Annotated in this window: 14 protein-coding genes; 3 read left to right on the forward strand and 11 right to left on the reverse strand. The window is 72.3% G+C overall.

What is annotated here, in order from left to right:
• Positions 1 to 380 precede the first annotated feature (380 nt).
• Positions 381 to 1,388, reverse strand: coding sequence for a stage II sporulation protein M (locus AB0D93_RS40195; RefSeq protein WP_362131300.1), 1,008 nt, complete (start codon positions 1,386 to 1,388; stop codon positions 381 to 383).
• A gap of 144 nt (positions 1,389 to 1,532) precedes the next feature.
• Between AB0D93_RS40195 and AB0D93_RS40200 the strand changes: the two genes are divergently transcribed.
• Entirely contained in the window at positions 1,533 to 2,492 is a 960-nt protein-coding gene (locus tag AB0D93_RS40200) for an RDD family protein (protein ID WP_362131303.1), read from the forward strand.
• 143 nt (positions 2,493 to 2,635) lie between these two features.
• Here the strand turns inward: AB0D93_RS40200 and AB0D93_RS40205 are convergent, their stop codons facing one another.
• Positions 2,636 to 3,250 carry a hypothetical protein gene (locus AB0D93_RS40205; protein WP_362131306.1) on the reverse strand — a complete coding sequence of 205 codons (615 nt, stop codon included), beginning with the start codon at positions 3,248 to 3,250 and terminating at the stop codon, positions 2,636 to 2,638.
• Positions 3,251 to 3,465: 215 nt separating this feature from the next.
• A complete protein-coding gene (gene ahcY, locus AB0D93_RS40210; RefSeq protein ID WP_362131309.1) occupies positions 3,466 to 4,923 on the reverse strand; it encodes an adenosylhomocysteinase in 1,458 nt (485 codons plus the stop codon).
• A gap of 507 nt (positions 4,924 to 5,430) precedes the next feature.
• Between ahcY and AB0D93_RS40215 the strand changes: the two genes are divergently transcribed.
• Positions 5,431 to 7,572 (forward strand): fructose-specific PTS transporter subunit EIIC, encoded by a 2,142-nt coding sequence (locus AB0D93_RS40215; RefSeq protein ID WP_362131312.1) that lies wholly within the window; start codon positions 5,431 to 5,433, stop codon positions 7,570 to 7,572.
• A 339-nt stretch (positions 7,573 to 7,911) separates the two neighbouring features.
• Here the strand turns inward: AB0D93_RS40215 and AB0D93_RS40220 are convergent, their stop codons facing one another.
• The 6 genes from AB0D93_RS40220 to AB0D93_RS40245 all read right to left on the reverse strand — a co-directional run bounded on the left by AB0D93_RS40220 (position 7,912) and on the right by AB0D93_RS40245 (position 13,980).
• Positions 7,912 to 8,892: a cation diffusion facilitator family transporter gene (locus AB0D93_RS40220; protein ID WP_362131315.1), complete on the reverse strand. Its 981-nt coding sequence runs from the start codon at positions 8,890 to 8,892 to the stop codon at positions 7,912 to 7,914.
• A 149-nt stretch (positions 8,893 to 9,041) separates the two neighbouring features.
• Positions 9,042 to 10,193 carry a mannose-6-phosphate isomerase, class I gene (manA, locus tag AB0D93_RS40225; RefSeq protein ID WP_362131318.1) on the reverse strand — a complete coding sequence of 384 codons (1,152 nt, stop codon included), beginning with the start codon at positions 10,191 to 10,193 and terminating at the stop codon, positions 9,042 to 9,044.
• 169 nt (positions 10,194 to 10,362) lie between these two features.
• Positions 10,363 to 11,490 (reverse strand): SIS domain-containing protein, encoded by a 1,128-nt coding sequence (locus AB0D93_RS40230; protein WP_362131321.1) that lies wholly within the window; start codon positions 11,488 to 11,490, stop codon positions 10,363 to 10,365.
• A gap of 81 nt (positions 11,491 to 11,571) precedes the next feature.
• A complete protein-coding gene (locus AB0D93_RS40235; protein WP_133046004.1) occupies positions 11,572 to 11,742 on the reverse strand; it encodes a Trm112 family protein in 171 nt (56 codons plus the stop codon).
• 306 nt (positions 11,743 to 12,048) lie between these two features.
• Positions 12,049 to 13,413, reverse strand: coding sequence for a phosphomannomutase/phosphoglucomutase (locus tag AB0D93_RS40240; RefSeq protein WP_362131324.1), 1,365 nt, complete (start codon positions 13,411 to 13,413; stop codon positions 12,049 to 12,051).
• A gap of 141 nt (positions 13,414 to 13,554) precedes the next feature.
• Positions 13,555 to 13,980 carry a DUF3499 domain-containing protein gene (locus tag AB0D93_RS40245; protein WP_189294671.1) on the reverse strand — a complete coding sequence of 142 codons (426 nt, stop codon included), beginning with the start codon at positions 13,978 to 13,980 and terminating at the stop codon, positions 13,555 to 13,557.
• Between the two features lie 424 nt (positions 13,981 to 14,404).
• Here AB0D93_RS40245 and AB0D93_RS40250 point away from each other — a divergent pair, with 424 nt between their 5' ends.
• Entirely contained in the window at positions 14,405 to 14,857 is a 453-nt protein-coding gene (locus AB0D93_RS40250; RefSeq protein WP_362131327.1) for a metallopeptidase family protein, read from the forward strand.
• A gap of 205 nt (positions 14,858 to 15,062) precedes the next feature.
• On the opposite strand, the gene AB0D93_RS40255 is transcribed toward AB0D93_RS40250, so the two are convergent.
• Positions 15,063 to 16,589, reverse strand: a complete 1,527-nt coding sequence (locus tag AB0D93_RS40255) for a DUF5719 family protein (protein WP_362131330.1) — start codon at positions 16,587 to 16,589, stop codon at positions 15,063 to 15,065.
• Positions 16,586 to 20,245 (reverse strand): glycosyltransferase, encoded by a 3,660-nt coding sequence (locus tag AB0D93_RS40260; RefSeq protein ID WP_362131333.1) that lies wholly within the window; start codon positions 20,243 to 20,245, stop codon positions 16,586 to 16,588. The genes AB0D93_RS40255 and AB0D93_RS40260 overlap by 4 nt, the downstream gene beginning before the upstream one ends.
• Between the last annotated feature and the right edge of the window lie 46 nt (positions 20,246 to 20,291).

A 20,291-nucleotide genomic window follows, 5' to 3' on the forward strand; every position in this document is an offset into this window, starting at 1 on the left:
GTCGCTTCCTTTGTACTCACCCTCTCGGGCTTTCCTCCGGGCTTCCCTTCGGTGTTTCCGACTCTATCAGATCTTTTCTCGATCCGATTTCCTCGATGCTTTCCAAGTTCCCGCGATTCTCTCGCGTTTCCCTTTCCGGCGGTTCCGACTTTATCAGAAGTTCTTGGCCAGTCTGACCGGCCGGTCATTTCCGAGTAATCGGGAGGTGCTTCTTCGGGACGTCGCTCTCGACAATCCCAGGAAGCTCGTAGAGCCTAACTCCTGCCTGGCAACTTGTCCAGTTCTAGGCAACTGTTTGAATCTACCTCCCCACTCCATCCGTGTCAACGGGTCTTGCGGGGCGAAGAGGAGACTAGCAGCTCACAGGGCTGAAACGCACATCAGGCGGCAGTGGGGACCGTGGCGCTGCGGTCCGCCGTGTCGAGATCGCCGGTCTCACCCGCGCGTACCGCCCGGCCGCCCAGGACGTAGACGTACGTCAGGAATGTGAGCTCGGCCAGGACGCCGATTCCGATGCGGGCCCAGGTGGGCAGGCCGGACGGCGTGACGAAGCCTTCGATCGCGCCGGAGACAAAAAGGATCAGGGCAAGGCCGATCGCCATGCCGACCGCGGCGCGTCCCTCTTCCGCGAGGGCCGTGCGCCGAGTGCGTGGGCCGGGGTCTATGAGTGTCCAGCCCAGGCGCAGTCCCGTACCGGCGGCGACGAACACCGCGGTCAGTTCGAGCAGGCCGTGCGGAAGGACCAGCCCGAGGAACGTGTCGAGGCGGCCGGCGGAGGACATCAGGCCGAGGCCGACGCCCAGGTTCAGCATGTTCTCGAAGAGGATCCAGAGGACGGGCAGGCCCAGGAAGACGCCCAGGACCAGGCACATCGCGGCTGCCTGGGCATTGTTCGTCCACACCTGGGCGGCGAAGGCCGCCGCGGGATGGCTGGAGTAGTACGTCTCGTACTCGCCGCCGGGGCGGGTCAGCCGGCGCAGCTGGCTGGGCGCCGCGATCGACGACTGCACCTCCGGGTGGGTCCCGATCCACCAGCCCAGGAGGATCGCGATGGCCGTGGAGATCAGGGCAGTGGGTACCCACCAGTGACGAGCGCGGTACACAGCGGCGGGGAAGCCCCGGGTCAGGAAGCGGGTGACATCGCGCCACGAGGCGCGGCGCGTGCCGGTGACGGCGCTACGCGCGCGTGCCACCAATTGGCTGAGCCGACCTGTCAGCTGTGGGTCCGGGGCACTGGACTGGATGAGCGACAGATGGGTGGCCGTGCGCTGGTAGAGCGCGACGAGTTCGTCGGCCTCGGCGCCGTTGAGACGGCGCCGACGGCGGAGCAGGGCGTCGAGACGGTCCCATTCGGCTCGGTGTATGGAGACGAAGACGTCCAGGTCCATCGGGTCTGCCTGCTCCTCGGCTGGTCTTCGACTTGCTCGTCGTCAATGCTCTCGATCGCAGTCAGCTTGTCGTACTGGGGCGCGATGCGCCCACAGCTTGGCAGACTTGCGCTTCCGGGGGCAGATCAGGGAAGGACGGCCGGCGTGAGTGAGCTGGTGACGGGCGAGGCGGTGGCGCTGGAACTGCGGCCTGCGAAGCTGCCGAGCAGGGCGCTCGCCGTGTTGCTCGACCTTGTGGTGGCCGTGGTCGCCTACATCGTCGTCACCATCGTGGTCGTGATGTCGACGGCGTCCCTGGACGAGGCCGCGCAGGTGGCGTTGTCGATCGCGACGTTTCTGCTGGTGCTGGTCGGCGGGCCGATCGCGGTGGAGGCGCTCAGTCACGGGCGTTCGCTGGGCAAGCTGGCGTTCGGGCTGCGCGTGGTGCGGGACGACGGTGGGCCGATTCGCTTCCGGCACGCGCTGGTGCGGGGTGCGATCGGGGTGGTCGAGATCCTGATGACGTTCGGTGTGATCGCCTGCATCGCCTCGCTGGTGTCGGCGCGCGGGCGGCGGCTCGGGGATGTGTTCGCGGGCACCTTGGTCGTACGTGAGCGGGTGCCGGTCGGCCGGGCCGGTTTCGTTCCTCCGCCGCCTCCATGGCTGGCTGGGCGGTTCGCCGGGCTGGACCTGTCGGCGGTGCCGGACGGGCTGTGGCTTGCGGTCCGGCAGTACCTGACCCGGGTGGGGCAGCTGGATCCGCAGGTCTCGCAGGGGATGGCCCAGCAGCTGGCGGCCGAGCTCACGGCGCGGACGGGTGCGTCGGTGCCGCGGGATCTGCCGGCGGCCGCCTTCCTGGCGGCGGTGGTGCACGAGCGGCAGTCGCGTGAGGCCCGGCGGGCGTCAGCCGCCGGTGGTTTCGCCCCGCCGGTGGCGCCTGGCACGCCGCTCGTCCATCAGCCGCCCGCTGCCGCGGCGGCGGGCGGCCCGCAGCATCCCGCTCGGGCTGACCAGCCGCAGGGCTGGGGCGGGCAACCGCAGACACCGCTGGTGCCGCCGGCCGTGCCTCCGCGGGACGAGCCTCCGGCCGACCGACCGGCCACCGGGTTCGCCCCGCCGGCCTAGCGCGCGGGTGGGCTCGCTCCCCGATTTTGGGGCTCGACGTCCCGTTCCGGTGGTCTCGTCGGGCCCCGTCCCGGTGGTCTCGTCGGGCCCCGTCCCGGTGGTCTCGTCGGGCCCCGTCCCGGTGGTGTCGCGGGTCCCGGCGGTCAGTCGAACGCAGACGGCGGGGACTGCAGGTCTTCGAGCTCGATTCCGGGCGCGGCCAGGACCACGTCGCCGGCGATGTGGACGGTGTGCCGTTCACCGGTGTCCAGGGCTGTGACCTGGTATTCGTCCACGACCAGGGGGCCGTTGTCAGTGGCGTGTGCTTCGCTGTTCACCAGGGCCCAGGACTGGTCCACGGTGCGGGGGGCGAGGACCGGGTCCGTGAAGGCGACCAGGCGTACGCGGGTCGCGGGGGACGAGGGGGTGAGGCGCAGCAGACGGGCGGTGGCGACGAGGAACGCGGGGGACGTGCCGGTGAAGGCGTGGGCGCGCACATTGCCTTCGGTGGCATGGGCTCCGGTGGGGTCGGTGCGTACCCAGGTGACGCCGTCGAGGGCGGCACCGCGCACCTGCCATCCCCCTGCGTGGAGTTCGAGGCGGATGGGGCGACCGAGGTCGTCCAGGGCGAGGTCGACCGAGCCGCGGAGATCGCCGGTGGGGCCGGTCAGCCGGGAGACATAGCGCCAGCCGGACGGGCCGGGGGCGCACTGGAAGTGTTCTTCAGCGAGGGGGGTGTGATCGTGCGGATCATGGAGCGAATAGCGGCCGCGGGGCATGGGGGTCCTCGGTCTTGACGGGCTGACGGTCGGCCGAGTTCCCGCTCCTCCGGTCCGGCCGAGTTCCGGCTCCTCCGGTCCGGTCCGGTCGGGCCGGTCAAAAGGGCAGGCCCCCGGCACGGGGGTGCGGGGGCCTGCCTCGGAGGACCTGCTGCCGAGGAGCGCGGCGGTACACCGGTGCGCTCCCCGGCGGGCGGGACTACGGGATCGCCGGCTCAGTAGCGGTAGTGGTCCGACTTGAACGGGCCGTCGACCTCAACGCCGATGTACGCGGCCTGCTCCGGGCGCAGCTTGGTGAGCTTGACGCCGAGCGCGTCCAGGTGGAGGCGGGCGACCTTCTCGTCGAGGTGCTTGGGCAGCACGTAGACGCCGGTCGGGTACTCGTCGGGCTTGGTGAACAGCTCGATCTGGGCCAGGGTCTGGTCCGCGAAGGAGTTGGACATCACGAACGACGGGTGGCCGGTGGCGTTGCCGAGGTTCAGGAGGCGGCCCTCGGAGAGGACGATGATCACCTTGCCGTCGGGGAACTTCCAGGTGTGGACCTGCGGCTTGACCTCGTCCTTGACGATGCCGGGGATCTTGGCGAGGCCGGCCATGTCGATCTCGTTGTCGAAGTGGCCGATGTTGCCGACGATCGCCTGGTGCTTCATCTTGGCCATGTCCGACGCGAGGATGATGTCCTTGTTACCGGTGGTGGTGATGAAGATGTCGGCGGTCTCGACGACCTCGTCGAGGGTGGTGACCTGGTAGCCGTCCATCGCCGCCTGGAGGGCGCAGATCGGGTCGATCTCGGTGATGATCACCCGGGCGCCCTGGCCACGCAGGGACTCGGCGCAGCCCTTGCCCACGTCGCCATAGCCGCAGACGACGGCGGTCTTGCCGCCGATCAGGACGTCGGTGGCGCGGTTGATGCCGTCGACCAGGGAGTGGCGGCAGCCGTACTTGTTGTCGAACTTCGACTTGGTGACCGAGTCGTTGACGTTGATCGCCGGGAAGAGGAGGGAGCCCTCGCGCTGCATCTCGTACAGGCGGTGGACACCGGTGGTGGTCTCCTCGGTGACGCCGCGGATCTCGGAGGCCAGCTGGGTCCACTTCTGGGCGTTCTCGCCCAGGGTGCGGTGGAGGAGCTGGAGGATGACGCGGTGCTCGTCGGACTCGGCGGTGTCCAGGGCGGGGACCTCGCCGGCCTTCTCGTACTCGACGCCCTTGTGGACGAGGAGGGTGGCGTCACCGCCGTCGTCCAGGATCATGTTCGGGCCGCCGGTGGGGCTGTCCGGCCAGGTCAGCGCCTGCTCGGTGCACCACCAGTACTCCTCCAGGGTCTCGCCCTTCCAGGCGAAGACCGGGACGCCCTGCGGGTTGTCGGGCGTGCCGTTCGGGCCGACGGCGATGGCGGCGGCCGCGTGGTCCTGGGTGGAGAAGATGTTGCACGAGGCCCAGCGGACCTGTGCGCCCAGGGCGACGAGGGTCTCGATGAGCACGGCGGTCTGCACGGTCATGTGCAGGGAGCCGGTGACACGGGCGCCGGCGAGGGGCTGCGCCTCGGCGTACTCCTTGCGGATCGCCATCAGGCCGGGCATCTCGTGCTCGGCGAGGGTGATCTCCTTGCGGCCGAACTCGGCCAGGGAGAGGTCGGCGACCTTGAAGTCCTGTCGGTTGTCGACAGTCGTCATTACGAGCTGCTCCTCGGTATCGGGTCGAGGTGGGTACGGCTGGTCTGCGCGGCGGCGGACACAGGGGTGCCCGAGAAGAGGACACAGGCATGCCCACGTACGCGCAGCGCAGTCCGTCGGAGGCCCTCTCTCCCTCGGCCGGTCCGTGTGGGACCGCCCGACCGCCATCAGCAGCGACGTCTGGCTCCGACCCAAGCTACACCGGACGGCCCGGTCGGCCCCAGTCCGCCTTCGCACGGTTTCAGCCGCCCGAGAGGCGGTTTCGAGGTGTGACGCGGGGGCAGCAGCGCGGTCGGCAAGGGTGCGGAAACCGTGGAGGTAACCGTGAACGGGGTGCCCACAGACCGGCAGGAAGGGAGACTTTCGCACTCTTGGGCGGGGAGCGCGGTGGTGCAGGATGCAGCAGACCGGGGCTCTGGCGGTTCCGTTCGGGGGTGCCCGGGACGGCGCCCCGTGCGACGAAGGCGATAGGAGATCGATGTGACGAGTCCGGCCGGCCCTCCCTCCATGGATGGCCGCGATGACGAGCGGCGGCAGGTGAAGCTGCTGGCGGTGACCGCCTGCCCGACCGGCATCGCGCACACCTACATGGCGGCGGAGAAGCTCGCGCAGGCCGCGGCGAGCCGCGGCATCGAGATGAAGGTGGAGACCCAGGGTTCCATCGGGGCCGAGAACGTCCTCGATGACAACGATGTCAGAAGCGCGGACGGGATCATCGTCGCCGCCGACAAGGACGTCGACCTGAGTCGTTTCGCCGGCAAGCGAGTACTGACCGTCGGGGTCGCCGAGGGCATCCACCATCCCGAGCAGCTGATCGAGCGGGTGCGGTCGGCGCCCGTGCACGCGCCGGACGGCTCCGCCGGCGGTGCGGCCGCCGCGTCCGGGGGTGGCGGCAAGGAGCGGGGGCCGGTGTACAAGGCGCTGATGAACGGTGTGTCGTACATGATCCCGTTCGTGGTCGTCGGCGGTCTGCTGATCGCGGTGTCGCTGGCGCTCGGCGGTCATGCCACGTCCAAGGGTTTTGTGATCCCGGACGGCACGTTCTGGGCGCACGTCAACGCGATCGGCGGGATCGGCTTCCAGCTGATGATCCCGATCCTGTCCGGCTACATCGCCTATGCGATCGCCGACCGGCCCGCGCTGGTGCCGGGCATGATTGGCGGTTGGATCGCCAACACGGGGGACTTGTACGACTCCAAGGCCGGCGCCGGCTTCATCGGGGCGATCGTCACCGGGTTCCTCGCGGGGTATCTGGTGCTGTGGATCAAGAGGGTCCGGGTGCCGAAGTTTGTGCAGCCGATCATGCCGATCATCGTGATTCCGGTCGTGGCGACGACGGCGCTCGGGCTGTTCTTCATCTATGTCATCGGCAAACCGATCTCCTGGGTGTTCGAGCACCTGACGAGCTGGCTCGGTGGGATGACGGGGACGAGCGCGATCCTGCTCGGCGCGATCCTCGGCGTGATGATCGCGTTCGACATGGGTGGGCCGGTCAACAAGACGGCGTTCCTCTTCGGCGCCGGGCTCATCGCGAGCGGCAACCAGACGGTGATGGGGACGTGCGCCGCCGCGATCCCGGTGATGCCGCTGGGGCAGGGCCTGGCCACACTGGTCCGCCGGCGGCTGTACAGCGAGCAGGAGCGGGAGACGGGGCTCGCGGCGCTGTTCATGGGCTGCTTCGGTATCTCGGAGGGTGCGATTCCGTTCGCGGCGGCGCGGCCGGCGCAGGTCATTCCGGCGAACATGCTCGGTGGGGCGGCGGCCGGGGCGGTTGCGGGGCTGGCGGGGGTGAAGGACGCGGTGCCGCACGGGGGGCCGATTGTGGCGGTGCTCGGTGCGGTGAGTGGGGTGCCGATGTTCTTCGTGGCCGTGGTGATCGGTTCCGTGGTGACTGCGGTGGCGACCGTGGGGCTGATCGGTGTGAGTGGGCGACGGGAGCGGAGTGTGCCTGTTGCCGTGGCCGCGGGTGCGGGGTTGGGGGTGGTGGGGAGTGGGTTCTCATCCGCTCCACCCGTTGAGGAATCGTCGGCGGGTGCGGATTCGCCGGTGGACGGTGCGGATGCGGACTCTTCGGTGGCAGTGGCGGCGGCAGGGCTCGCGCCCGGGCAGGCTGTCGCGGGTGAGGGGGCGGAGCCGGAGGGTTCGGTGCTCGTGTCGGCGGACACGGGCGCGGCGGGTGAGGGTGACCGGGGCGAGATGCTGTCCGGGTATCTCGGGGAGCGGACCGTGAAGGGGGCGCTCGGGGCCGGGGAGAAGGGGGCCGCCATCCGGGAGATGGCCGAGCTGCTGGCGCGGAGCGGGCGGGTCACCGATGTGGACGAGCTGGTGGCGGCCGCGCTGCGGCGCGAGGAGCAGGGCACCACCGGGCTTGGTGAGGAGATCGCGGTCCCGCATGCCAAGACGGACGCGGTGAGCACGCCGGTCGTCGGCTTCGCCCGCTCGGAAGAGGGGGTGGAGTGGGGGTCGCTGGACGGTACGAAGGCCCGGCTGATCTTCATGATCGCCGTACCGGAGGCGGCTGCGGGCGACGAGCATCTGCGGATCCTCGCACTGCTCTCGCGCAAGCTCATGGACGCCGGCTTCCGGGAGCGGCTGCTGGCCGCGCCGGACGAGCGGGAGGTACTCGACGTGCTGGCCGAGGTCGGCTGAGCCGAGCGGCGGGGGGGCTCCGGCCTCGCGGACCAGGGGACCTGCGGACCTGGGGTCCTGCGGGGCGGGGGTCCTGCGGCGCAGGGGTCCTGCGGGTCAGGGGTCCTGCGGGGTACGGGCCCTGGCCTGAGGTAGCGCCCAGGCCGGCGATGTCCGGTGCCCAGGGATCCCTGGGCACGCGCCCGCGGGTCCTGCTGAGAGTCCCCTAGCACTCGCGGCGCAGCGCACATGCCCTCGGGGATCGGTTTCCTCGTCGTACGACGGCGGAAGGCGCCGGTGGTGCCGCAGATGCCCTGGCCGACGCGGCCGACGGGGAGCCGAGCGGTCTGCGGCTGGAGTTCAGTGCCCGGCGGCGTGCGGGTTCGGGCCGCCCGGGGTGGCCTCCGGGTCCGGGCCCTTGGCGGCCTCGGCCTCGCTGTAGATGTCGGGTTCGAGATAGATGACGCGGGCGATGGGCACGGCGGCGCGGATGCGGGCCTCGGCGGCGTCGATGGCGTTCGCGATCTCGGCGGCCGTCTCGTCGTGCTGGACGGCGATCTTGGCGGCGATCAGCAGTTCCTCGGGGCCGAGGTGCAGCGTGCGCATGTGAATGACGCGGGTGACCGTGACGTCGTCGACCATGGCGGTCTCGATCTGCTTGACCACGTCGGCGCCGGCGGCCTCACCGAGCAGCAGCGACTTGGTCTCGGCGGCCAGGACCAGGGCGATGCAGACGAGCAGGACACCGATGCAGACCGTGCCGATGCCGTCCCAGACTCCGTCGCCGGTGAGGACCGCGAGGCCGACGCCGAGCAGGGCCAGGACCAGGCCGATGAGCGCGCCGAAGTCCTCCAGCAGGACCACGGGCAGCTCGGGGGCCTTGGCCCGGCGGATGAACTGCGCCCAGGACAGTCTGCCGCGCAGTTCGTTGGACTCCTTGATGGCCGTGCGGAAGGAGAAGCCCTCGGCGACGACCGCGAAGACCAGGACGCCCACCGGCCAGTACCAGTTGTCCAGTTCGTGCGGGTGGCTGATCTTCTCGTAGCCCTCGTAGATCGCGAACATGCCGCCGATGGAGAACAGGACGATCGAGACCAGGAAGGCGTAGATGAAGCGCTCGCGGCCGTAGCCGAAGGGGTGCTGCGGGGTCGCCTCGCGCTGGGCCCTCTTGCCGCCGATGAGCAGCAGGAACTGGTTGCCGGAGTCGGCGAGCGAGTGGACGCCCTCGGCGAGCATCGAGGACGAGCCGCTGAACGCGAACGCCACGAACTTCGATGCCGCGATCGCGAGGTTGGCGCCGAGTGCCGCCACGATCGCCCTGGTACCGCCTGACGCGCTCATGTGTCCGCGTTGTCCCTTCGCCTCTGAGGCCCTCGGAGCCCTGTCACGTCCACGCCGCCCAGGCGTGTCCCGGCTTTGCCCGGCCTTTGCCGGTTGGCCATTCTTGCAGCCCGGCCGGGATCCGCCGCGTCAGGTATCCACCACCCCGGTCATACGATCACAGTGGCGCGGAAAAGCGTGCCCTTGCCCGAGATCTCCACCGTCTCGCCGGCCGGGACGAAGACGGACTCCCCCGGATTCAGCGCGTGCTCGCCCGCACGGACGGAGCCGGCCGTGCAGAGCAGGATCTGCGGGGTGTCGCGGGTGAGGTCGCGGGCGGTGCCGCCCTCCGGGAGGACGTACCGGGAGAGGCGGAACTCGTCGATCGGCGTCTCGTAGACCTCCTCGCCGGCCGGGGACGCCTCGGGGCGTAGCACGCCCGGGTCGCCCGCCTCGAAGCGGACGACCCGCAGGAGTTCGGGGACGTCGACGTGCTTCGGGGTCAGGCCGCAGCGCAGGACGTTGTCGGAGTTGGCCATGATCTCGACGCCGAGACCGTTCAGGTACGCGTGCGGGATGCCGGCGCCGAGGAACAGGGCCTCGCCGGGCTGCAGGCGGACGTGGTTCAGCAGCATGGCCGCGATGACGCCGGGGTCGCCCGGGTAGTGCCGGGCGAGGTCGGCGTAGGGGGCGTAGGCGTCGCCGAGGCGGGCGCAGGCGGCAGCGGTCTCGGCGACCGTGCTCGCCATGTCCTCGGGGTCGGCGGTGAGGATCGCGGTGAGGACCTCGCGCAGGGCCGCGTCCTCGGGCTGGGCGTGCAGCAGGTCGACGTACGGCTTGAGGGAGGCGACGCCGAGTCCGTCGAGCAGATCGGCGGCCCGGACCGGGTCGCTGAAGCCGCACAGGCCGTCGAACTCGGTGAGCGCGCAGATGAGTTCGGGCTTGTGGTTGGCGTCCTTGTAGTTGCGGTGCGGGGCCTCGACCGGGATGCCACGGCGCTCCTCGTCGGCGTAACCCTCCTTGGCCTGCTCCAGGTTGGGGTGCACCTGGAGCGAGAGGGGCGCGCCGGCGGCGAGGACCTTGAGGAGGAAGGGCAGGCGCGGGCCGAACTTCGTTACGGCCGCCTTGCCCAGTTCCTCCTCCGGGTTCGCGTCGATGACCTCGACGAGCGTTCCGCGCTCGGTGCGCGAGGGGGCGCCCGGGTGCGCGCCCATCCACATCTCCGCCTGCGGTTCACCGGTCGCCTCGATGCCGAGGAGGTGCGGGATGGCGGTGGGGGAACCCCAGGCGTAGGGGCGGATGGTGTTGTCGAGGCGGTCCATGTGTCTTCTCTGTCTCCGTGTGTACGGCTGCTCGGCCGCTGTCAGCGGTGCGTCGGCCGCCGTCCCGGTGTTCGGGCTCCCGGCTGCCGTGTTGTCGTCCGGGCTGTCGGCCGCAGGCTGCCGGCTGCCGTGCTGTGGTGGGCGTGGGTCGTGCGGCCCGGAGCAAACATCAGGCCCCGGAAGCGAGCGCCAGGTAAACAGCGGCGAAATCCGTGACGGCGATCAGTTCCGCGAGTGTCTCCAGTTCGCCGCCCTCCTCCGGTTCGAGTTCGCTGATCGGCGTGTCGTGGCTGAGGGCCAGGTCACGGGCGGCGGGAGCGGCGGTGAGGCCGCTGATCGGCCGGTCGCGCAACAGCACCACGCGCGCGTGCAGCGCGGGTGACTCTTCGACGCGGTCGCGGAAGAAGTCGTCGGGGTCGGCGCTGGCGGCCAGCGGGCCGGCCAGCAGGGCGCTGTGCGCGGAGAGCGCCTCGGGGAGCTCGGCGACGAGGGCGGGGCGGCCGGCGAGTTCGGCGAGGGCGGCGGCGAAACGGCGCCCGGCGGGGCCCGCCGCGGGTCCTTCCGCCCACACCATGGGGAGCGCGTCGGCGAGTTCGGCGGCCAGGGTCTTGGCCGGGTTGCTGTAGGTCGCGATGGCGGGTCCGCAGCGCTCGGCGATGTGGTCCAGGCGGTCGGCGACCTTCTCCAGGGTCTCCGGTGGGGCGCTGAGCAGTCCGATGCGGTCCAGCAGCGCCAGCAGCGGGGTGAGCAGCGCCCAGAACACGCCCGGGGAGGACGCGGCGAGCGGTTCCTCCTGGTCGTACGGCGACGTGGCCATCGGTACGAACAGGCCGTGGGCGCCGGCGACGGCCTCCGCGAGCGGGGTGCCGGGCGGGGCCACGGCGACCAGTGAGCAGCCGCGGCGGTAGGCCTGGTCGGCGAGGAGGGAGAGGCTCGGTTCGGTGCCGTCCGGGGTGGTGATCAGGAGCAGGTCGACGGAGCCGGCCCAGCCCGGGAGTTCCCAGCGCAGGGCGCCTGCGGCCGGGGCGACGCCGATCGGGGCCAGGCGGACGACGGGGCTGCCGACGCCGGCCAGCGTGCCGAGGAGGTCGGCCGTGTGGGTGGCGGCGGCGCCCGGACCGGCGATGAGGACGGCGCGGGGACGGCCGTCGGGCTTGAGGTCGCCGATGCCGGCCTCGGTGGCGTGCCGGACGGCGGTGCGGACGCGGGCGCCGGCCTCGGCGGCGCCGCGCAGCAGGCCTCGGCGGTCGGCCTCGGCGAGGCCCTCCGGGGTGTCGAGCAGCGATTCGTCCAGCATGGGCGGTTGCCTCCGATCGCCGGGGGTCCTGTGCGGTGTGGGTCCTGTACGGGGGTCCTGTACGGGGTGGGCGCCTCGGCGTTACGCCGGGCGGCGGGCCTCGTCGACGAGGAGGACCGGGATGTCGTCGCGGACCGGGTAGGCGAGGCCGCAGTCCTGGCCTGTGCAGATCAGCTCGGTGTCCTGCTCCTTGAGGGGGGCGTGGCAGGCCGGGCAGGCGAGGATCTCCAGGAGGCCGGCTTCGAGCGGCATGGGGTGTCCCTTCGGGGGCTGAGGTTTCTTTGGCCGCTGGTCAGCGTACCGCTGTTGGCAGGGCTGAGCTGGGCTGTCGGGACCGTCCAGGGGGCTCGGCGCCCCAGGCCCCGTGCCCCCACCACCCGACTCGGTCGGCTGAGGGCCGGAGCCGCGGTGCCACGGCTCGGGCAGCGGAAAGGCGCGGCGCCACGGATCAGTCGGAGGTGGGCCGCGGCGCCACGGTCCGCGCAGCCGTGACGCCAAGGCCCTGGCGGTGGGAAGGCGGGCCGTGGCACCCCGGCTGGGCGGAGGGCGCTCGTGGTTTCAGGCCCTGATGATGGCCAGTGCCTCGTCCCTGATCTTGGTCATGGTCGCCTCGTCCTTGGCCTCCGCGTTCAGGCGGAGGAGGGGCTCGGTGTTGGAGGGGCGGACGTTGAACCACCAGTCGGCCGCGGCGACCGTGAGGCCGTCGAGGTCGTCCAGGGTCACGTCGGCGCGGCCCTCGTACGCGGAGCGGATCGCGGCGAGGCGGTCGGACTGGTCGGCGACGGTGGAGTTGATCTCGCCGGAGCCGACGTAGCGGTCGTACTGGGCGACGAGGGAGGAGAGGGGGCCCTCCTGGCCGCCGAGGGCGGCCAGGACGTGGAGGGCGGCCAGCATGCCCGTGTCGGCGTTCCAGAAGTCCTTGAAGTAGTAGTGCGCGGAGTGCTCGCCGCCGAAGATCGCGCCGCTGCGGGCCATCTCGGCCTTGATGAAGGAGTGGCCGACGCGGGTGCGGACCGGGGTGCCGCCGTTCTCCTTCACGACCTCCGGGACCGTACGGGACGTGATCAGGTTGTGGATGATCGTGCCCCTGCCGCCGTTGCGAGCGAGTTCGCGGGCGGCGACCAGCGCCGTGATGGCCGACGGGGAGACGGGGTCGCCGTTCTCGTCCACGACGAAGCAGCGGTCGGCGTCCCCGTCGAAGGCGATGCCGAGGTCGGCGCCCTCCGCCGGGACGCGCTTCTGCAGGTCCACGAGGTTGGCGGGGTCGAGGGGGTTGGCCTCGTGGTTGGGGAAGGTGCCGTCCAGTTCGAAGTACATCGGGACGAGGGTCAGCGGCAGGCCGGCGAAGACGGACGGGACCGTGTGGCCGCCCATGCCGTTGCCGGCGTCGACCACGACCTTCAGCGGGCGGATGGAGGTCAGGTCGACCAGCGCGCGGAGGTGCGCCGCGTAGTCGTCCAACGTCTCACGGGTGGCCAGGGTTCCCGGCTGGGCGACCGGTTCGGGCGCGCCCGACTCCAGCCACCGCTCGACCAGTTCACGGATCTGCGTGAGGCCGGTGTCCTGGCCGACCGGGGCGGCGCCCGCGCGGCACAGCTTGATGCCGTTGTACTGGGCCGGGTTGTGGGAGGCGGTGAACATGGCGCCGGGCAGGTTCAGCGCGCCCGAGGCGTAGTACAGCTGGTCCGTGGAGCACAGGCCGATCTCGGTGACGTCGACGCCGCGGTCCGCCGCGCCGCGCGCGAAGGCACGGGACAGACCGGGGGACGAGGGCCGCATGTCGTGGCCGACGACGATGGCCGCCGCACCCGTCACCTCCGCGAAGGCGGCACCGAAGAGCCCGGCCAGTGACTCGTCCCACTGGTCCGGAACCACTCCGCGCACGTCGTACGCCTTCACGATCTGCGACAGATCTGCAGTCACGGCCAACCCTCCTGAAAGTCCTATGGGTGCCCACAAACTACCCGTCCGGGGTAAGGGGCAGGTGTGCGGACACCGAGTGGAAGCCCAGTCGTAACCAGGGGTGGGGTGCCGTGCGCCGGCTTGACGGGCGGAGTGAGGGGCTCAGTTGTCCGGGGAGCGCAGGACGCGCAGGTGGCCGCGCCGGGCGACCTCCATGGGATCCGCCGCACGGGCCCCGCCGCCGCCCGCCTCGGCCGCGCGCTCCTGGGGCCGGGCCGCCTCGCGCACCGCGTTGGCAAGCGCTTCCAGGTCGTCCCCGCTGGGCCGTGCGGGAGCGGAGCCGTCGAGGAGGCGGACGACCTCCCAGCCGCGGGGGGCGGTGAGGCGCTCGGAGTGCTCGGCGCACAGGTCGTAACAGTGCGGTTCGGCGTAGGTGGCGAGCGGGCCGAGGACCGCGGTCGAGTCGGCGTAGACGTACGTCAGCGTCGCGACGGCGGGTCGGCCGCAGGCGGTGCGCGAACAGCGACGTACAGGGCTCACGACGTTGGACGGTACCGCACTCTTGAGCGGGCCGCGACGACTCTCCACCACGTCACTCCACTGTGTCGTGCTGTGAAACACCCCACACACCCCTTCGGGTAGGCCCTGTTGACCTGCGCGGACGGGTTCCCGGCGGGTTTTGGGCGTGACTGGATACGGTCATGAGCCGGTACAAACACCGTCAATTGCCTTGAGTTCGGCGGTCTTGGAGGGTTACGGAAACGAGCCAGACGTTGGCCGGAATGGTCATCCCGCGACATGAGGCGGAGGAGGCCGATCGGATTCGGATGGGGCCGATCGGGGGCGGGCTGATCGGCGGGACCCGGGCCGCCGGAAGAAGGCCGCTGACGGGGTGGGGTGACGGTGCGGGGCGACGGGGCCGAATGGCGGGTGGAGTGCCGGGGTGGGGCCGGGTGCGGGCTGCCGTGTGGGCCGGGCGGGCGGAGCGTGCGGGGACTACGCTTCCCCAGTGATGGACAACCGTGTAACGCCCCGTGCCACCGGCCCCGGGCCCCGTCGCCGTGATCGTCACGGGCGGGGCATGCGGGGGCCGATCGCGCCACCGCAGGTGCCGCTGGCGGCAAGCCGTGCCGATGTGTTCGCGGACCTGGTGCAGGACTCCGTGGAACGGCTCGAGCGGCGGTGGCCGCAGCTGGCCGACATCGATTTCCTCGTGCTGGAGGTACCCCGGCTGGAGGGGCCCGGGGAGCCGGCCTGGAGTGATGAGGCCGTGCCGTTGGGCGGGGTCGTTCCCGCGCGGGAGGGGCGGCGGGCGCGGGTCGTCGTGTACCGGCGGCCGGTGGAGATCCGTACCAAGGGGCGGGACGAGCGGGCCGCGTTGGTGCATGAGGTGGTCGTGGAGCAGGTGGCTGAGCTGCTGGGCCTGACGCCGGAGACGGTGGACCCGCGGTACGGGGAGGACTAGTCCCCGCTCGGCCGGGTCCGCCGGCGGACGCTGGAGCGGTGCCCGGTGCCGGTGCCGGGCGACGGGGTGTTCGGCTCGCCCGCGCCGGCGGGGTGCCGCTGCGCCCGTCCGTGCCGCCCTGGGGGTGTCTCCCAGGCCCTTGAGGCACGGGGAAGGCACGACCGCCCGCAGCGGCGGCGTCTGCCGCGCCCTGTGACGCGGCCCCTCACTTCTGCAGCACCGACAGGTCCTCCTTCGTCCTCGGTACCGCCACCATCCCCCGGTCGTCCGGGAGGGTCTGGATGGTGAAGCCGGGGACTCCGGACTCGGTGGCGGAGAGGGTGCGGGAGGCGTAGACCGGGCCGCCGGAGACGGGTTCGACGGTGAGGGCGTAGGTGCCCTTCAGGGCGGAGGGAACGGGGACCGGCACGTCCTCGGTGGTGCCGGACTTGATCGTGTACGTCTTCGTCGTCGCCGTACCGCCCTCGCTGCCCGCCGAGGCGGTCACCTTGACCGTCGCCGTGGCGGTCGGCGCGGTCAGGGCGAGGGTCGTGCCCTTGGCGCTGTTGTCGGCCGAGGTCGCGCGCGTGCCGACGGGGGCGGTGGCCGGGATGTAGGCCGTCTCCTGCTTGTCGCCCTTGCCGCGGACGACCCGGAGGGCCGCCACGACCGGGACCGCCTGGTCCGTGGGGGTCAGCACCAGGGAGCCCGCCTCGCCGCGGGTCACCGCGCCGAGGTCGGCCGTGGTCGTCATGCCGGACTTCACGTGCAGGGTCTCGTTGCCCGCCGGGGTGATCAGGCCGTCCGGTGAGGCCAGCCGGACCTTCAGGTCGGCGTCGTCGCCGCCGGGGGTGAAGGCGATCAGGCGCACGTCGGTGGCGTCCTTCGGGATGCCGGGCAGGACCAGGCTGCCGGCCGGGTCGGTGGACGCGGCCAGCCAGTCGCCGCCCGACTTGTCGTCCAGGGCCTGCACGGACGCGCCGACCCGGCCGCTGCGCACGCTGACGTGCACGGTCAGGTCGGCCTGCTTCTCGTCGGTGAGGGTGGAGAGCAGGACCGGCTTGCTCGCGTGCGCCGGGACCGTGAGGTTCTCCCCCAGCGGGGACTTGATCGCGCCGTCCTTGCCGTAGAGCTCGATGTCGAGGACCGCGGCGGAGTCGTCGGGGTTGGTCAGGTGGACGTAGTCGGTGCGGTCGGCGGAGGTGCTGGCTCCCGGGAACCAGAAGTCGGTGTCCGCGGCCGTGCAGTCGACGCCCTGGAGGCCGCGGCCGGTGCCGGCGGCGACCTCGGTGGTCTCCTGGACCGTCCAGCCGGGGGCGAACTTCCCGTCGGCGGTGCCGATGAGCGCGGGCGCGTCGGCGCCGGAGGTGTCACCGGTGGCCGGGGTGCCCGGCGCCTTCGGGGTGAGCACCGGCTGGTCCGCCGGCTTCTTCCCGCCCTTGGACCCCTTGGCGTCCTTGCCGGTCCCGGAGTTGCCGGCGCCGTCCCCCGACTGGTCCCCGGCCGCCTGGAGTTGGGCCTTGCCGCCGTCGGCCGCGCCCTGGGTGACGGGCGTGAAGGACGTGTACGACGTGTCGGCGATGTCCGAGATGCTCGGTGCCGGGCACAACAGGCTGGTGCGCTCCACCGGGAGATGCGCGGCCGCCGTGGGGGCGGCCGCGCCGGACGCGGACGGGCCGTCGAGCGCGGCGAACGCGGTGACGGCGGCCAACGCGGTGGTGGCGGCGATCAGGGACAGGGTGGTGCGGTTCACTGCTGGCTCCCGTCGGGGCGCTCGCTGCCGGTGCCGTGGGGGTGCTGGGCCGGGTCGTAACCCTGCTGGGCGGGGTCGTACGCCGGGTCGTAGCCCTGCTGGTACGCCGACGGGTCGTACGGCATCTGGTCGGCCGTACCGCCGTACGCGTACGGGTCGTACTGGCCCGTCTGGTAGGGGCCGCCGGCCGGGTAGGCCTGCTGGTCGTAGCCGGAGGGCTGGTACTGGCCGCCGTCCTGGTACTGGTCGGTTCCGTATCCGGGGTATCCGGCGTCCACGTACGCGGCCTGGTCCCAGCCCTCGTAGGACTGCTGCTGTGGTACGGCGGCCGGGGGCTGGGCCGGCTCGGACGGGGCCGCGGGCTGCTCGTCGGCGGCCTGTTCCTCGGCCTGGGCGCGCAGCCGGCGGGCGCGGCGGCCCTCGCCGGCGGCGGCCTGGGCGGGCAGCGGCTCCTCCTCCGGGAGGTCGTCGTCGACGTCGCGGCGGCGGCCGGGCAGGGCGAGGACGACCAGGACGACGGCGAGCGCGCCCTGGGCCCACAGCCAGGCGCTGTGGGTGATCGGGTCGTTGTAGGTGACGTCCAGCCTGCCGCCGTCGGAGGGCAGTTGGAAGCCCTGGGCCCAGCCGTCGACCGTGGTACGGGTGAGCGTCCTGCCGTTCAGGGTGGCCGTCCAGCCGTCGGAGGCGGTGTCGGCGAGGCGCAGGACGCGGTTGCCCGGGCCGGCCGCGACGGTCGTGTGGATCTCCACCGGTCCGGCACTGACCGACTGGGCGGTGCCCGAGCCGCCGGCGGGGACGATGGTGGCGCGGGACACCTCCTGGTCCACCCGCCACAGGGCGCTGCCGTTCTGCTGGCTGAGCCGGGACAGGCCCGGGGTGGTGTCGAGGACGCGGGTGACGTCGCGGGGCGCGCCCTTGTGGACGAGGACGTACCGCACGGCGAAGCCGCCGAGTTCGTCGGCCTGGTCGGCGCCGGAGCCGGCGATCAGGTTGGCGACGACCTTGTCCAGCCGGGTGTTCTCGCCGTCGGCGGCGCTGACCTCGGCGTCGCCCATGCGGGCTCCGGAGCCGCGGACCAGGGTGTAGCGCACGCGCGCGGTGGAGTCGCTGTCCAGGATCAGGGTGCGGGCGCGGTCGCCGGTGGTGGAGTCCTCGGCGACGAACGCGGGCACCTGGGTCGGGTCGCGGCGCTTGAGGGGGCCGTCGGCGCCGCGGATCATCCAGCCGGCGGCGGCCAGCAGCGGGCCCGCGACGCAGGCGAAGGCGATCAGCGCGGCGACGGGCTGGCGCCAGCCGAAGCTCTGCTCGGCCACACGCGCGCGTGCGCCGTCGGCGCCCAGGGCGGCGGCGGCCAGCAGGGCGATGCCGTAGACGAGGGTGGCCGGTCCGGCCCAGGCGGACCTGTTGGACAGGACGGCGAAGACGAGGCCGGCCAGGGCGACCGCCCAGGCGGTCCGGATGGCCCGCTGCCGCTCGGAGCGCAGGAGCGCGGCGAGGGCGGCGAGGACGATGCCGATGAGTATCAGGCCCTGCACGGTGCCGGGGCCGCCGGGGCTGGCGCCGAGCAGGTCGAGCGCGGAGGCGGCCGAGGGGCCGTACGCCAGGCCGGCTTCCTTGAAGAAGCCGGTCGGGAGCAGGGTCAGCGACCAGGGGGCGAGGACCAGCAGGGGGGTGCCGAGCTGGGCGAGGAAGCGCAGGGCGTGGGCGAGGAGGTCGCCGCGGCGCAGGACGAGCACGCCGACGCCGAGGAGCAGCGCGAGGGGCCAGACGATCGGGGTGAACGCGGTGGTGAGGGTCAGCAGCAGCGCGTACGCCCAGGTGGCGCGCCAACTGCCGCGTGCCCCCGAGCGGTTCGCGAGGCCGCTCGCCGCGATGCCCGCGCGCGCGATGAGCGGCAGCAGCACGGCGAGGACGGCGGTGCCGATGCGGCCGCCGGCGAGGGCGCCGGTGGTGGCGGGCAGGAAGGCGTAGGCGGTGGCCGCCCAGGCGCGCAGCAGCCGGGAGGTGACCAGTGGCCGGGAGGCGAAGTAGGCGGTGAATCCGGCGAGCGGCACCGAGGCGACCAGCAGGACGGTGACGGCGAGTCCGGTGGAGCCGAAGAGGATCGTGGCGAGGGTCGCGATGACCGCCAGGTAGGGCGGGGCGGACGGGGTGCCGCCCGCGGCCACCGGGTGCCAGGAGTCCGCGAAACGGGACCACAGCTCGCCGGCGCTTGCCGGGGCGGGCAGCAGGGCACCGCCGCCGAGCGCGCCGCCGCCGAGCAGGGCGCGGCAGGCGATCAGGGAGATGAGGAGCAGGACGAGGAAGAGCACGGGGCCGGGCCTGCGGGCGATCCGCTTGAGCCGGGCGAACTGCTCGATCTCCAGGAATTCGGCGTCGTCGCCGCCGGGTCCGGACTCGACGGCGCCGCCGTGCCGGCCGGCCGAGGCGGTGTCGGTGTCGGAGCCGCTGGTGAAGTTGGCGGCGAGCTGTTCCACGGTGGCGCGGATGGTGGCGCCGGGCGGCGGGAAGAGCTGGCGCAACTCGCCCTTGTCGATCTGCGAGGGTCCGCGGCGGCGCCGTGCGGCGATGATCCGCTCCGGGCGCAGCAGGGTGCTGAGCAGGCCGCGGATCTCGTCGACGGCCTGGCCGGGCACCTTGCCGACGAGATAGGCGACGGTCCTCAGGACGGTGCCGAAAACGAGCCGCAGCAGTGCCCAGGGCAGCGCGGCGCCCCGGGTGTTGGCGAGCAGGGTGTAGACGGCGCCGGCCTTGTCGACCTTGTGCGGGGAGGCTGCGGTGCGGCCCACGCAGTCGACGGTGCGGCGCTCGCGGGAGGCGGCCTCGGCGTGCCGTACGACCGCGTCGGGGGCGATCAGGACGCGGTGGCCCGCGGTGTGGGCGCGCCAGCACAGGTCGACGTCGTCGCGCATCAGGGGCAGCCGGCGGTCGAAGCCGCCGAGCTGCTCGAAGACGTCGCGGCGGATGAGCATGCCGGCGGTGGAGACGGACAGCACGGTGCGCACGTGGTCGTGCTGGCCCTGGTCCTGTTCACGGCGGTCCAGGCCGGTCCAGCGGCGGCCGGAGTTGGCGATGGAGACGCCGACCTCCAGCAGCTGTCGGCGGTCGTACCAGCCGCGCAGCTTGGGGCCGACGACCGCCACGTCGGTGCGGCCCAGTTCCAGTTCGTTGTCGACGACGCGGAGCAGCTCGGCGAGGGCGTCGGGTTCGGGGGCGCAGTCGTCGTGCAACAGCCAGAGCCAGTGGACGGGCTCGCCGTACGGCAGTTCGGGCATGTCGTAGGCGTCGTCGCGCCACGTGCGCGTGACCGGGTCCCAGCCGCTGGGGCGCTTGAGGTAGGGCAGCTCGTCCGGGGTGAGGAGCGGGGCGGTGCGGCTCGCCTCCTCGACGGCCTGGCCGAAGCCGGTGCGGCGGGCGAGGTGCAGGACGTTGGCATCACCGAGGGCGTCGGTGAGCAGCCGGGCGGAGTCGTCCGCGCTGCCGGTGTCGGCCGCGACCGCGTACTGGACGGGGCGCTCCTGGCCGACCAGCCCGGCGAGGGCGTCGGGCAGCCAGCGGGCGCCGTCGTGGGCGACGAGGACCGCGGTGACCACATGGCGCGGGAACTCAGGTGTGGCAGCCGAGTCTTGGGCTGCCGTATGGCTGTGCACGGACATCGAGGTACGGGCCCCGGTTCGATGGACTGCGGTGGACGCCCGCGCC

It is taken from the genome of Streptomyces sp. NPDC048191, from assembly GCF_040652655.1.
Lineage (GTDB): Bacteria > Actinomycetota > Actinomycetes > Streptomycetales > Streptomycetaceae > Streptomyces.